The organism is Mesorhizobium sp. B2-1-1 (assembly GCF_006442975.2).
GTDB lineage: Bacteria > Pseudomonadota > Alphaproteobacteria > Rhizobiales > Rhizobiaceae > Mesorhizobium.
In genome coordinates, this window is record NZ_CP083954.1 from 349,222 (window position 1) to 361,994 (window position 12,773).

At 61.8% G+C, this 12,773-nt stretch carries 13 protein-coding genes and 1 riboswitch; of the genes, 6 read left to right on the forward strand and 7 right to left on the reverse strand.

The window, feature by feature from the left end:
* Positions 1–64 precede the first annotated feature (64 nt).
* The 3 genes from FJ972_RS01595 to FJ972_RS01605 all read right to left on the reverse strand — a co-directional run bounded on the left by FJ972_RS01595 (position 65) and on the right by FJ972_RS01605 (position 2,843).
* Positions 65–1,411: an NAD(P)/FAD-dependent oxidoreductase gene (locus FJ972_RS01595; protein WP_140501202.1), complete on the reverse strand. Its 1,347-nt coding sequence runs from the start codon at positions 1,409–1,411 to the stop codon at positions 65–67.
* 168 nt (positions 1,412–1,579) lie between these two features.
* Complete coding sequence (locus FJ972_RS01600; RefSeq protein WP_140525609.1) at positions 1,580–2,602, reverse strand: LacI family DNA-binding transcriptional regulator; 1,023 nt, start codon at positions 2,600–2,602, stop codon at positions 1,580–1,582.
* A 16-nt stretch (positions 2,603–2,618) separates the two neighbouring features.
* The gene (locus FJ972_RS01605) at positions 2,619–2,843 is read right to left on the reverse strand and encodes a hypothetical protein (protein ID WP_140525610.1); all 225 of its coding nucleotides are present in this window, start codon (positions 2,841–2,843) and stop codon (positions 2,619–2,621) included.
* A 122-nt stretch (positions 2,844–2,965) separates the two neighbouring features.
* Here FJ972_RS01605 and FJ972_RS01610 point away from each other — a divergent pair, with 122 nt between their 5' ends.
* The 5 genes from FJ972_RS01610 (at position 2,966) to FJ972_RS01630 (ending at position 9,561) form a co-directional block, all read left to right on the forward strand.
* Positions 2,966–4,321 (forward strand): ABC transporter substrate-binding protein, encoded by a 1,356-nt coding sequence (locus tag FJ972_RS01610; protein ID WP_140525611.1) that lies wholly within the window; start codon positions 2,966–2,968, stop codon positions 4,319–4,321.
* 263 nt (positions 4,322–4,584) lie between these two features.
* On the forward strand, positions 4,585–5,598 hold the full coding sequence (locus tag FJ972_RS01615; protein WP_140525612.1) for a carbohydrate ABC transporter permease: 1,014 nt from the start codon (positions 4,585–4,587) through the stop codon (positions 5,596–5,598).
* Position 5,599: 1 nt separating this feature from the next.
* Positions 5,600–6,754, forward strand: a complete 1,155-nt coding sequence (locus FJ972_RS01620) for a carbohydrate ABC transporter permease (protein WP_140525613.1) — start codon at positions 5,600–5,602, stop codon at positions 6,752–6,754.
* Positions 6,755–6,758: 4 nt separating this feature from the next.
* Complete coding sequence (locus tag FJ972_RS01625; protein ID WP_140525614.1) at positions 6,759–8,423, forward strand: alpha-glucosidase; 1,665 nt, start codon at positions 6,759–6,761, stop codon at positions 8,421–8,423.
* A 25-nt stretch (positions 8,424–8,448) separates the two neighbouring features.
* On the forward strand, positions 8,449–9,561 hold the full coding sequence (locus FJ972_RS01630; protein ID WP_140525615.1) for an ABC transporter ATP-binding protein: 1,113 nt from the start codon (positions 8,449–8,451) through the stop codon (positions 9,559–9,561).
* 87 nt (positions 9,562–9,648) lie between these two features.
* Here FJ972_RS01630 and FJ972_RS01635 read toward each other — a convergent pair whose 3' ends face one another.
* From FJ972_RS01635 to FJ972_RS01650, 4 genes are all read right to left on the reverse strand, one after another.
* Positions 9,649–9,885: a DUF680 domain-containing protein gene (locus FJ972_RS01635; protein ID WP_140501218.1), complete on the reverse strand. Its 237-nt coding sequence runs from the start codon at positions 9,883–9,885 to the stop codon at positions 9,649–9,651.
* Between the two features lie 71 nt (positions 9,886–9,956).
* Positions 9,957–10,163, reverse strand: a complete 207-nt coding sequence (locus FJ972_RS01640) for a DUF680 domain-containing protein (RefSeq protein ID WP_140512782.1) — start codon at positions 10,161–10,163, stop codon at positions 9,957–9,959.
* Between the two features lie 69 nt (positions 10,164–10,232).
* The gene (locus FJ972_RS01645; protein WP_140525616.1) at positions 10,233–10,439 is read right to left on the reverse strand and encodes a DUF680 domain-containing protein; all 207 of its coding nucleotides are present in this window, start codon (positions 10,437–10,439) and stop codon (positions 10,233–10,235) included.
* A 69-nt stretch (positions 10,440–10,508) separates the two neighbouring features.
* Positions 10,509–10,706 (reverse strand): DUF680 domain-containing protein, encoded by a 198-nt coding sequence (locus tag FJ972_RS01650; protein WP_140501224.1) that lies wholly within the window; start codon positions 10,704–10,706, stop codon positions 10,509–10,511.
* A 479-nt stretch (positions 10,707–11,185) separates the two neighbouring features.
* A riboswitch (cobalamin riboswitch) is annotated at positions 11,186–11,388 on the forward strand.
* 130 nt (positions 11,389–11,518) lie between these two features.
* Here FJ972_RS01650 and FJ972_RS01655 point away from each other — a divergent pair.
* Positions 11,519–12,766: an aromatic ring-hydroxylating oxygenase subunit alpha gene (locus FJ972_RS01655; protein ID WP_140525617.1), complete on the forward strand. Its 1,248-nt coding sequence runs from the start codon at positions 11,519–11,521 to the stop codon at positions 12,764–12,766.
* Positions 12,767–12,773 lie beyond the last annotated feature (7 nt).

Here is a 12,773-nt window from a genome sequence, read left to right on the forward strand (position 1 = left end):
CATGCTCCTAAATTCAGTCGGCTATTTGCGATGGCCGAGACGGGACGAATGCTGGACTAAACATCTAGAGGGCCGGACCCAACCGAACGGCGCTTCCATCATAGAAGCGTGACAGCCGAAAGCGGCTGAGATCATGCCCACTCGCGTTACCCTGAATCAGGTCGGAAACGACGCGACCGATTCCAGGTCCGATACCGAAGCCGTGACCACTCATTCCCGTGGCCACGAAAAGACCGACGACTGCCCGGGCGTGATCCACGACGGGGACGACATCGGGCATGGCGTCAATCATGCCTCCCCAGCCTGCCTTCAAGCGAACTGTTTCGAACTGTGGAAAAAGGCGTCTGAAATTGCGCTCTACAGAACGGAGGCCGGAGCGTTCAGCGGCCGGGTTGAGCACCCGCATTCTTTCGAAAGGACTCTGGGAATCCGGGGTCCAATCGCGCGGGGTCGACCAGCTATCAGGGTAACCCGATGGAGCGCACGGAAAGTAGCGGGTTCCGAGCGGATTGGCCATGAGGGCGGGAAGATACTTGGTGGCGTGCCGGAATGCGTCAGGTCCCAGGTAAAGCAAATTACTGCCTCCCGGGGCGAGCGTGTATCCGCCATCCTGTCGGCGCCTGAAAGCGATGTGTTCGTCCGCTGCCGCACCTGCATAGATTTCAGGCATAGGCTCCGTTGCGGCTACGGTTACCCTGACGCTGAGTTGGGGGATGGAGACGCCGTGTCTTCTCAGGAACAGCGACGACCAGGCGCCGCCCGCGACCAGTACGCTGGAGGTTTCAATGTATCCCGCCTCGGTCCACACTCCTCTGATCCTGCCAGCTGAGATTTCGAGGGTTCGCGCTGCGCAATTCTCTATGATCTTGGCGCCTTTTCGGACGGCAAGACGAGCAAGCGCAGGCACCGCCAACCAAGGCTCCGCACGCATGTCGGAGGGCGTCGTCATCGCGCCCTTGAACTTGCGCGACATGCCCTTGATGAGTTTCGCGGTTTCGTCTGCGTCCAGGAGGCGAGTGTCGAGCCCATGGATCGCGGCGATCTTCATGAATTCTTCGAAACCGGCCATGTCCTTGTCGGAGTTCGCCAGATAGGTCACACCTGTCTGGTCCAGCCCGATGTCTTCGCCGCATTCCTCAGCCAGTTGCCGCCATAGGCGAAAAGCCTCGATGACAATTGGCAGTTCATCTGCGTCGCGCCCCTGCTTTCGAATCCAGCCCCAATTTCGGGACGATTGTTCGGCCGCAACGCGGCCTTTTTCCAGCAGCGTGACCGGAATGTTCCGCTCCGCCAGGAAAAGAGCCGTCGTTACGCCGATAATGCCGCCACCAATGATGACCACCTCCGAACGCTTCGGCGGTGGGCCAGGATGTTGGATTGGATCCATTTCGGAGAACGGGAATATGGGCAAGTGGGCATCCAGGAGGGCTGGTTGATGGCTTCGGCTTACTGGTTGCCACCCTCTAAAAGCCAAAGCAAGCGCGGTGCAGGCAGACCACTATCCATGACACTGCAATCGATCTTCCGGCAACGCCCGCAAGCGGTCGAACTCGGCCCCTCGGAGCGATTGGCTCTAACCCTAGGCAGGCGCTCCGGCAACCGACCCCCTGATCACCAGGTCGACCGGCCAGACCTCGCCGCGCGGGCCCTCTTCCAGGCCCGATATCCGTGCGGCCAGACGCTCGGCGATGCGGGCGCCGGCGAGCCGGATCGAGGAGCGCGTCGTCGACAGCGGTACGGAGAAATTCTCCGGCTTCAGCCATGGGAAGACGTCGTCATGTGCAATTAATGAGGTGTCGCCGGGGATGCTCAGGCCGAGGTCGCGCACGGCGCGCACGACGCCGAGCGCCATGATCAGGCTGGAGCAGGCGATCGCGGTCGGCGCGCCGTCCTGTTCGAGCAGGCGCCGGGCGGCGCGATAGCCGTTCTCCTCGGTCATGGCAACGGAGCAGACATGGCGGTCGCCCAAGGTCAGGCCGCTCGCGGCGAGCGCCCGGCGCACGCCTCGCTCGCGATGCACGGCGAAGGTTTCGCGGTCATCGCCATTAATCAGCGCCAGCCGCCGGTGGCCGAGCTGGACGAGCAGTCGCGCCGCCTCGTGAAAGGCGCCCTCATTGTCGATGTCGAGATAGGGATAGTCGAAATCGAAACCTTCGCTGCGGCCATGGATGATGAAGGGTATACCGAGCGTGTTGACCAGCGCCACACGCCGATCGGCCGGCGTCGGCGAGGAGATGTAGACGGCGTCGACCTGGCGGTTGGCGACGATGCGCCGGTAAGTCGTCTCCTGGTCGTCGGCGTCGGCGGGAGACAGCACCAGGTCGAGCTCGTGCGAGCGCGCATAGTCGCCAAGACCGGACAGGAATTCGACGAAGTGCGGGTCGATGTCGACGGCAGCACCCGTCGGCAAGACATAGCCGATCATGCCGGACTTGCCGGTCGCAAGCCGGCGTGCGCTCGGATTGGGGCGATAGCCATGGCGCTTGGCGGCGTCCATGACGCGCCGGCGCGTCTCTTCGTTGACCTCGGGATAGCCGTTCAGCGCCCGGCTTACCGTGGTCTGCGAAAGCGCCAGCATGTGCGCGAGTTGCTTCAGGTTCACGAGAGGACTCCATGCCTCAAAGCGCTTTTAAATTGAATCGACCCAAGCCCTGCGGCAGGCCCGTCATATCATGGCGACCATAGGCAGGCTTGGTGCAGGTTTGAAACATAAATTGCTGCTGCACTGCCAAAAAAGCATGCTGCAGCGCGATTTTCCAGGCGCCAGACTCCGGAATTAAATCGATTAAGTTCCCACGCCTCTTGACTTCTGGACGATTCAATGGCGAGATCGAAATAGCCAAAGCGCTTTGGAAGACTCTTCGAAAGGTTGCGGTTCCTTTCCGACTGAGTCACAGTCCTGCGGCGTCGGCGGGCGGAATGGAGGTTCCGTCCGGTGTTTGTGACCCACTGGGAGGGAATACCGATGAAGAAAATGCTTTTGCTGGGCGCCGCGCTTGCCGTGCTCGCCCTCGGCGCGCCCGCGCAGGCCGAGCTGAAATTCAAGCTGGGCGAGGACAAGCGTTTCAACTGGGCAAACTACGAAGAGCTCAAGAAAATCGACCTCAAGGGGGAGACCCTGTCGATCTTCGGGCCATGGCGCGGCGAGGACGAGACCCTGGTGCGCGGCGTACTCGATTATTTCTCGGAAGCCACCGGCGCCGAGATCAAATATTCCTCCTCGGAAAATTACGAGCAGCAGATCGTCATCGACACGCAGGCCGGCAGCCCGCCCAACATCGCCGTTCTGCCGCAACCCGGCCTGATCCAGGACCTTGCTTCCAAGGGTCTCTTGACGCCGCTCGGCGACGATACCGCCAAATGGGTCAAGGACAATTACGGCGCCGGCCAGTCATGGGTCGACCTCGGCACCTTCAAGGACAAGGACGGTAAGCCGGGCTTCTTCGCCTTCCCCTACAAGGCCGACGTGAAGTCGCTGGTCTGGTACTCGCCGGACAATTTCGAGGAAGCCGGCTACAAGGTACCGAAGACGCAGGAAGAACTCGCCGACCTCGAGAAGAAGATTATCGCCGACGGCGGCACGCCATGGTGCATCGGGCTCGGCTCGGGCGGCGCCACCGGCTGGCCGGCGACGGACTGGGTGGAAGACCTGATGCTGCGCACGCAGTCTCCGGAAACCTACGACAAATGGGTGAAGAACGAGATCCCGTTCAACGACCCGGCCGTGGTCAATGCAATCGACATCTTCGGCAAGATCGCGACCGACGACAAGATGGTCGATGGCGGCGCCAAGGCGGTCGCGGCGACCGATTTCCGCGACAGCCCCAAGGGCCTATTCGCGGTGCCGCCGAAATGCTACCTGCACCATCAGGCGTCGTTCATCCCGACCTTCTTCCCCGAAGGCACGAAAATCGGCCAGGACGCGGACTTCTTCTACTTCCCGCCTTATGCGTCCAAGCCCGAACTCGGCACCCCCGTGCTCGGCGCCGGAACGCTGGCGATGATCACCAAGGACTCGAAGGCCGCCCGCGCGTTCATCGAATTCCTTAAGATGCCGCTGGCCCATGAGATCTGGATGGCCGAAGGCGGTTTCGTGACGCCGTTCAAGGCGGTCAACAAGGATGCCTATGCCAGCGATGCGCTGCGCAAGCAGGGCGAGATCCTGGCCAATGCCTCGACTTTCCGTTTCGACGGGTCGGACTTGATGCCGGGCAAGATCGGCGCCGGCGCCTTCTGGACCGGCATGATCGACCTGGTCGGCGGCAAGTCGGCGCAGGACGTCGCCACCGACATCCAGAAGAGCTGGGACGCGATCAAATAAGAGCCGTACCCGCGGAAGCCTAGGCTTCCACCTCCCGAGCGTATCCGGGCCAACTGGCCCGGATACGACCGGCCCCATCGCAACATCCCAGCCCGGCCAACCGGGACGGGTCAGATCCAGTCGTGACAGCGTAGACATTCCGGCATGCGGCGGGCACGGAGCCACACGCTTCCCTGCCTGCCCGCGCTCAACAACGAGATCGGCGCGCGGCGCAATCGCAAGGATCGTTTCCATCCTGGCGGGTCGTGCAGGGAGAGGGACCCATGGCGGCTCAGATTTTCTCGGCCATATTCGTCATCATCATCGGCGTCGGCGGCTGCGTCGCCTATTTCTGGGGCGCCAACAAACTGCTCGACGTCACCTTTCCCTCGCGCGGCGTCTCGGGCGCCGCCGCCGTCGACAATCTGCGCCGGCAGGGGCTGATCCGGCCCTGGCTGTTCGTCGGCCCGGCGATGATCATCCTGACCATCTATCTCATCTATCCGGTGATCGAGACGCTGCGGCTGTCCTTCCTCGATCGCGGCGGCGCCAATTTCGTCGGCCTGGCCAATTATCAATGGGCTTTCGGCGACCGCGAGTTTCGCAATTCGATCCTCAACAATGTGCTCTGGCTGGCCGTAGTGCCCGCCGCCTGTACCTTCCTTGGCCTGATCATCGCCGTGCTTACCGACAAGATCTGGTGGGGCACGATAGCCAAGAGCCTGATCTTCCTGCCGCTGGCGATCTCCTTCGTCGGCGCCAGCGTCATCTGGAAATTCATCTATGAGTATCGCGGCGAAGGCCAGACGCAGATCGGCATCCTGAACGCCATCATCCAGCATTTCGGCGGCCAGCCGCAGGTCTGGATATCGCTGCCGTTCTGGAACAATTTCTTCCTGATGGTGATCCTGATCTGGATCCAGACCGGCTTTGCCATGGTCATCCTGTCTTCGGCGCTGCGCGGCATTCCGGAAGAGACGCTGGAAGCCGCCGTCATCGACGGTGCCAATCCGTTCCAGATCTTCTGGAAAATCATGGTGCCGCAGATCTGGGGCACCATCGCCGTGGTCTGGACCACAATCACCATCCTGGTGCTCAAGGTATTCGACATCGTCCTGACCATGACCAACGGCCAATGGAACAGCCAGGTGCTGGCCAATCTGATGTTCGACTGGATGTTCCGTGGCGGCGGTGATTTCGGCCGCGGCGCGACAATCGCCATCATCATCATGATCGCGGTCATTCCGATCATGGTCTGGAACATACGCCAGGCCAACAAAGAGACGGGAGGACATTGAGATGACCGTCGCGACCGGAAACTCCTTCGCCAGCCGCTTCGGCGTTCACATCGCCGTCCTGGTCTTCGTTGCGATCTGGACCATGCCGACGCTCGGCATCCTGGTATCGTCGCTGCGCGACAAGGACCAGATCATCGCCTCGGGCTGGTGGAACTCGTTCGCCAGTTCGACCCAGACCGAAGCTGGACGCCTGCCGCCCGCCTCGGCGCAGGTCGAGAAGGACGGCAAGTTCGTCCTCCAGGGCAACATTTTCGGCGATGGCGCCAAGCGCGAGATCAGCGCCTTCGGCGTCAAGTCGGCGGCACCGACGCAATATCCGACCGGCACATCGGCCGATCTCGGCGACGGCGTTACCTTGCAGCTCAATGCCGACGGCAGCTTCGTCATGACCTCGCCCAAGGCGTTCGAGGGCGACCGCGGCCAGCGCGTCTACTATGCCTCCTCGGCGCCGCCGAAATTCACCACCGACAATTACAGGACCGTGCTGTTTTCGGAAGGCATCGGCCGCTCCTTCATGAACTCGCTGACCGTCACTATCCCGGCGACCGTCATCCCGATCCTGATCGCCGCTTTTGCGGCTTACGCTCTGGCCTGGATGCGCTTTCCCGGGCGCGCGCTTCTGATCGCGGTCATCATCGGCCTGCTGGTGGTGCCGCTGCAGATGTCGCTGATCCCGCTGTTGAAGCTCTATAACGGCGTCGGCGCCTTCTTCGGCGTGCCCTCCAAGACCTATCTCGGCATCTGGCTGGCGCATACCGGCTTCGGACTGCCCTTCGCCATCTACCTCTTGCGGAGCTACATTGCCGGCCTGCCGCGCGAGATCATGGAATCGGCGCGCATCGACGGCGCCAGCGATTTCGAGATATTCGTCAAGATCGTGCTGCCGCTGTCATTTCCCGTGCTGGCGTCCTTCGCCATCTTCCAGTTCCTGTGGGTATGGAACGATCTCCTGGTGGCGATGGTTTTCCTTGGCACGGAGGCGGATCAGATCGTGCTGACCGCCAAGCTCAATGCCTTGCTCGGCTCGCGTGGCGGCGACTGGGAGATCCTGACGACGTCGGCTTTCGTGACCATCATCGTGCCGCTGATCGTGTTCTTCTCTTTGCAGCGCTATTTCGTCCGCGGGCTGCTCGCAGGCTCGGTGAAAGGAGGCTGAAACCATGCAATCCGCTTTGAAAGCCAGTTCGAAGCCCGATCTCGCCGTCGATAGCGACTGGTGGCGAGGTGCCGTGATCTACCAGATCTATCCGCGCAGCTACCAGGACTCGAATGGCGACGGCATCGGCGACCTCAAGGGGATCATCGGGCGGCTGCCCTATATCGCCGCGCTCGGCGCGGACGCCATCTGGATCTCGCCCTTCTTCAAATCGCCGATGAAGGATTTCGGCTACGACGTCTCGGATTACTGCGACGTCGACCCGATGTTCGGCACGCTGGCCGATTTCGACGCGCTGACGGCGGAGGCGCACAGGCTGGGGCTGAAAGTGATGATCGACGAGGTGCTGTCGCACACCGCCGACATCCATCCCTGGTTCAGGGAAAGCCGATCGAACCGCAGCAATCCGAAAGCCGACTGGTACGTCTGGGCCGATCCCAGGCCGGACGGCACGCCGCCCAACAACTGGCTGTCGATCTTCGGCGGATCGGCCTGGCAATGGGACACCAGCCGCCAGCAATATTACCTGCACAACTTTCTCGCGGAACAGCCGGACCTCAATTTCCACAACGGCGAAGTCCAGGACGCGCTGCTCGACGTCACCCGCTTCTGGCTGGAGCGCGGTGTCGACGGGTTCCGCCTCGACACCATCAATTTCTACTTCCACAGCCAGGGGCTGGAAAACAACCCGCCGCTGCCGCCGGAGCAGCGCAACGACCAGACCGCACCCGCGGTCAATCCCTACAACTACCAAGACCACATCTACGACAAGAGCCGTCCGGAGAACCTCGGCTTCCTCGAACGCTTCCGCGCCCTGCTCGACGAATATCCGGCAACGGCCGCGGTCGGCGAGGTCGGCGATTCACAGCGCGGACTGGACGTTGTCGCGGCCTATACAGCCGGCGGCAAGCGCGTGCACATGTGCTATTCCTTCGACTTCCTGGCGCCGGAAAAGATCAGCGCCGCCAAGGTCCGTTCGGTGCTGGAAACCTTCGGCAAGGTTGCCAGCGATGGCTGGTCGTGTTGGGCCTTCTCCAACCATGACGTGATGCGCCCGGCCTCGCGCTGGGCCGCCAACGAAGCCGACCCGACCGCCTATCTCAAGGTTATCTCGGCATTGCTGATGTCCTTGCGCGGCTCGGTCTGCATCTATCAGGGCGAGGAACTGGGGCTCGGCGAAGCCGAATTGCGGTTCGAGGATCTGCAAGATCCCTACGGCATCCGTTTCTGGCCGGAATTCAAGGGCCGCGACGGCTGCCGCACGCCGATGGTGTGGGACGGCAGCGCCAGGAATGGCGGCTTCTCCCAGGCAAAGCCGTGGTTGCCGGTGCCGGCCAAGCACCTGTCGCAAGCCGTCAATGTCCAGCAAGGCGACGAGCATTCGCTGCTCGAACACTACCGACGCTTTCTCGGCTTCCGCCGTGCCCATCCGGCGTTGGCCAAGGGCGATATCAATTTCATCGAAAGCCAGGGCGACACTGTCGCCTTCACGCGCCGCGCGGGCAACGAGCAGATCGTCTGCGTCTTCAACCTGGGATCCGGGCCAGCGGAGGTTGACCTTGGCGGTCGATCGCTGCAACCTTTGCCCGGACACGGATTTTCGGGACAACAGAGCTCCGGCTCCATCCGCCTCGGCGGCTACGGCGCCTGGTTCGGGCGCATCGACTGAATTCTAGGGACCACTGGAGGGAAACATGGCCGATGTCACGCTGAGGCAAGTGAAGAAATCATACGGCAATCTCAACATTCTGCACGGCATCGACCTCGACATCAAATCGGGCGAGTTCATCGTCTTCGTCGGGCCGTCGGGTTGCGGCAAGTCGACATTGCTGCGCTCGATAGCAGGGCTCGAGGAGATCACCTCGGGCGAGCTCAGAATAGCCGGCGAGGTGGTCAACGACGTGCCGCCGTCGAAACGCGGCATCGCCATGGTGTTCCAGTCCTACGCGCTCTATCCGCATATGACGGTCTACGACAACATGGCGTTCTCGATGAAGATCGGGAAGGAAAGCAAGGCCGAGATAGACAAGCGCGTGCGCCAGGCGGCAGAGATCCTGCAGCTGACCAACTATCTCGACCGCCTCCCCAAGGCGATGTCGGGCGGCCAGCGCCAGCGCGTGGCCATCGGCCGCGCCATCGTGCGCAACCCGAAGGTGTTCCTGTTCGACGAACCGCTGTCGAACCTCGACGCCGCGCTGCGCGTCGCCACCCGCATCGAGATCGCCAAGCTCAAGGAATCGATGCCCAACACCACCATGATCTATGTCACCCACGACCAGGTCGAGGCGATGACGCTGGCCGACCGCATCGTGGTGCTGAAGGAGGGCCATATCGAGCAGGTCGGCACGCCGATGGAACTCTACAAGAAACCCGGCAATCTGTTCGTTGCTCAGTTCATCGGCTCGCCGGCCATGAACATCCTGCCGGCGACCATCGACAAATCGGGCAATCCGACCGCCATCAGTCATGTCGGCGGCCGCAAGGCTACGGTGCCGATCGCGACGCCGGCCTCGGCCAAGGGCGCGTCGGTGAGCTTCGGCGTGCGGCCGGAGGACCTGACGATCGCCGGCGGCACGGACTATCTGTTCGAAGGAACGGTGGATTATGTCGAGCAGCTCGGCGAGGTGCAACTCGTCTATGTCGACATCGGCCGCGCCGACCTGCCGCTGGTGACCAAGCTGCCGGGCAATGTCGAGGTCAAGCGCGGGGCGACACTGCGGCTGAGCGCCGACGCCGGAGACCTTCATATCTTCGACGCGGATGGACGATCCTTCGCGCTGCACGAGACGGAAGCGAAAGCGGCCTGAGAGCAGGCCATGAATTAATTGCCGGTCACGCAAAAACAGGAGCGGCGGGCAAAGCCCGCCGCTCGTGTTTGGTGTCAGCTTCGGCTGTTAGTGGCCGAAGAGATTCCGGTCACTGCCCTGAGGGGCGGACTTGTGTACATCGCCCGACGAATTGAGCAGCTTGTAGACGGGCGAGCCGCTGTCGCGGATCGAAGCCGTGTGCGCATTGTCGACCGAGGTGACGGCAGGCTGATTGGCGCCATTGGAGCCATAGTTGTCGCTGCTGGCGAAAGCGCTGCCCGAAACGGCCAGGACGGCGGCGGCAGCAAGGATGATCTTTTTCATTTCAAGTCTCCTGAATTCTCAAATTCCACCGCAGAGGCGGGCTTGCCCGCCATCTGCTGCAGGATCGGCTGTTAGTTGTTGCCGAAGAGGTTACGGTCGGCACCCTGAACAGGTGCCTGGGCAGCCGGAGCCGACGTCTTGGTCGAAGCGGTGTATGAGCTGTCCGTCGAAGTGGCCGCGGGCTGATTGGCGCCATTGGAGCCATAGTTGTCGCTGCCGGCGAAAGCGCTGCCCGACACCACCAGAACGGCGGCGGCAGCAAGGATGATCTTCTTCATTTCAAGTCTCCTGAATTTTCGAATTTCGCCAGGACGGCGGAAGGCCCGCCGTCAACTGGAGATCAGCTGTTAGTTGTTGCCGAAGAGGTTGCGATCGGCACCCTGAACAGGCGCTTGGGCAGACGGCGCCGACTTCTGGACCGAAGCCGTGTGCGCGTTGTCGACCGAGGTGACAGCAGGTTGGTTGGCGCCATTGGAGCCATAGTTGTCGCTGCCGGCGAAAGCGCTGCCCGACACGGCCAGGACGGCGGCGGCAGCAAGAACGATCTTCTTCATTTCAAGTCTCCTGAATTCTCAAATTTCGCCAGGACGGCGGAAGGCCCGCCGTCAACTGGAGATCGGCTGTTAGTTGTTGCCGAAGAGGTTGCGATCGGCACCCTGGACAGGCGTCTGGGCAGCCGGTTCCGACTTCTTGGTCGAAGCGGTGTACGAGCTGTCGACGGCGGTGGCCGCAGGGGCATTCGAACCATAATGGTCGCTACTAGCGAAGGCGCTGCCGGAAACAGCCAGAAGGGCGGCGGCAGTGAGAATGATCTTTTTCATTTTTTGATACTCCAGTATTTTTCCGTCCGTCTAGCGGCGTGTCTCGGGAGGAAATCGCGTCGTTCGGACAGCCCCGATGTGGGAAAGCCATACCGCCATTTCCAATCACGAAGTTTTTCCGTGTGGACCAAGTTTCCACCACTTGAAATTGTGCCAGGGCCTTCTACATTCGTTTTTTCCATTTGTTATCAAATAGTTATTCTAACAGACGGCGCGATCACCAACTGTGTCGAAGGCCCAGTGTTCACACCGTCCTGCACGCATCGTCAACAGAAACGAACCGTTCGGTTCGATTTTAGAGGGCGCTAATAGTCACTTTTCGAAACCGTTAACCTTTTTTGCCTCCGCCACGAGACGGAATCCGAGGCGGCGACCTGAGGCTTTCTGCCCCTGCAACGGCGGCCGCACCGTTTTCAGTGCGTGTCGCGCGGCATGGATGCGATGTCGTTTTCATGCCGACGACAAGCCGGCGATCATGGTTAGATCCTGCCATCTCAGGTGCCGCCGCGTGACGACGAGGCGGAGAATTGGGAAGCCGGTCAGAATCCGGCGCTGCCCCCGCAACGGTGGTGGAGTTCAGGTCGCAACGGGAGACCACTGGGCAAAGGCCTGGGAAGGTGTCGCGACAGTCCGCAAGGACAGCTCCAGAGCCCGGAAACCAGCCCGAGATGTTGGACTCGACTGATCGCGGCGGGCGGTCAAGAGGCGGATGGTGCATGTCCGGCGCAAGCCGGCGCGCGGCTTGATCCTTCCTCTCTCCCCTCCGTTCAGTCCTTCGATGCGAGGACAGGACTTCAATGCGAGGACAGGACATGGATGCGCGCAACGACATGCTGAAACGGCTGCAAGGCCGCAGGGACGGCTTCTCGCTCGAGCAGCCCTTCTATACCGATCCCGACTACTTCAAGCTCGACATGGAGCTGATCTGGTACCGCGACTGGCTGTTCATCGGCCATGATTGCGAACTGCCCCGGCCCGGCAGCTTCATCACCGTGCAGATCGGCGACTATCCTGTGGTGCTGGTGCGCGACCAGAAGGGCAACATCAACGCCTTCCACAATTCTTGCCGCCATCGCGGCAGCCGCGTCTGCAACACAGACAAGGGCACGGCGGCGAAGCTCGTCTGCCCCTACCATCAGTGGACCTATGAACTGGACGGCAGGCTGCTGTTCGCCAGGCAGATGGCCGAGGGTTTCGACAAGAGCCAGTTCGGCCTGAAGCCGGTCGCCTGCGAAAGCGTCGGCGGCTACATCTTCATTTGCCTCGCCGACGAGCCGGCGGATTTCGCGCCGATGCGGACGATGATCGAACCCTATTTGCTGCCGCATCGGCTGCGCGAAGCAAAGGTCGCCTTCGAGAGCACCATCGTCGAGAAGGGCAATTGGAAGCTGGTCTGGGAAAACAACCGCGAATGCTATCATTGCGCCGGCAACCATCCGGAGCTCTGCAAGACCTTCCCGGAGGCGCCGACCGTGACTGGCGTGCAAGACGCCGACAGCGACCCGGAGATGCTGTCGCACTGGGCCAAGTGCGAGGCGGCCGGCCTGCCGAGCAGGTTCCGCATCGACCCGGCCGGACAGTACCGTGCCACCCGCGCGCCGCTGCTGCGCGATGCCGTCAGTTATACGATGACGGGAAAACGCGCGGTCAAGAAGAACCTGTCCGACGGCGTTGCCACCGACCGCATCGGCTCCTTGCTGCTCTATCACTATCCGACGACCTGGAACCACATCCTTGGCGACCACGCCGTCACGTTCCGCGTGCTGCCGATCAGCGCCACCGAGACCGCGGTGACGACCAAATGGCTGGTTCACAAGGACGCGGTCGAGGGCGTCGACTACGACCTTGCCGAACTCACCCATGTCTGGACCGAGACCAACGGCCAGGATCGTCGCATCGTCGAGGAAAACGCCTTCGGCATCCTGTCGCCGGCCTATGAACCCGGCCCCTATTCCGAACTGCACGAAGGCGGCGTCATCCAGTTCGTCGACTGGTACGCGCGTTTCATCGGTCCGCGTCTCGCCGAAGACGGCCGGCCGGCCCTGCGCAGCGTTGCTTGAGAGGTAA

Bases quoted from the DNA above. Each gene is read 5' to 3' on its own strand.
- FJ972_RS01640 (WP_140512782.1), bottom strand. From the start codon at position 10,163: ATGAAGAAGATCATCCTTGCTGCCGCCGCCGTTCTGGTGGTGTCGGGC.
- FJ972_RS01630 (WP_140525615.1), top strand. From the start codon at position 8,449: ATGGCCGATGTCACGCTGAGGCAAGTGAAGAAATCATACGGCAATCTC.
- FJ972_RS01655 (WP_140525617.1), top strand. From the start codon at position 11,519: ATGGATGCGCGCAACGACATGCTGAAACGGCTGCAAGGCCGCAGGGAC.
- FJ972_RS01620 (WP_140525613.1), top strand. From the start codon at position 5,600: ATGACCGTCGCGACCGGAAACTCCTTCGCCAGCCGCTTCGGCGTTCAC.
- FJ972_RS01635 (WP_140501218.1), bottom strand. From the start codon at position 9,885: ATGAAAAAGATCATCCTTGCTGCCGCCGCCGTCCTGGCCGTTTCGGGC.
- FJ972_RS01625 (WP_140525614.1), top strand. From the start codon at position 6,759: ATGCAATCCGCTTTGAAAGCCAGTTCGAAGCCCGATCTCGCCGTCGAT.
- FJ972_RS01615 (WP_140525612.1), top strand. From the start codon at position 4,585: ATGGCGGCTCAGATTTTCTCGGCCATATTCGTCATCATCATCGGCGTC.
- FJ972_RS01650 (WP_140501224.1), bottom strand. From the start codon at position 10,706: ATGAAAAAGATCATTCTCACTGCCGCCGCCCTTCTGGCTGTTTCCGGC.
- FJ972_RS01645 (WP_140525616.1), bottom strand. From the start codon at position 10,439: ATGAAGAAGATCGTTCTTGCTGCCGCCGCCGTCCTGGCCGTGTCGGGC.
- FJ972_RS01610 (WP_140525611.1), top strand. From the start codon at position 2,966: ATGAAGAAAATGCTTTTGCTGGGCGCCGCGCTTGCCGTGCTCGCCCTC.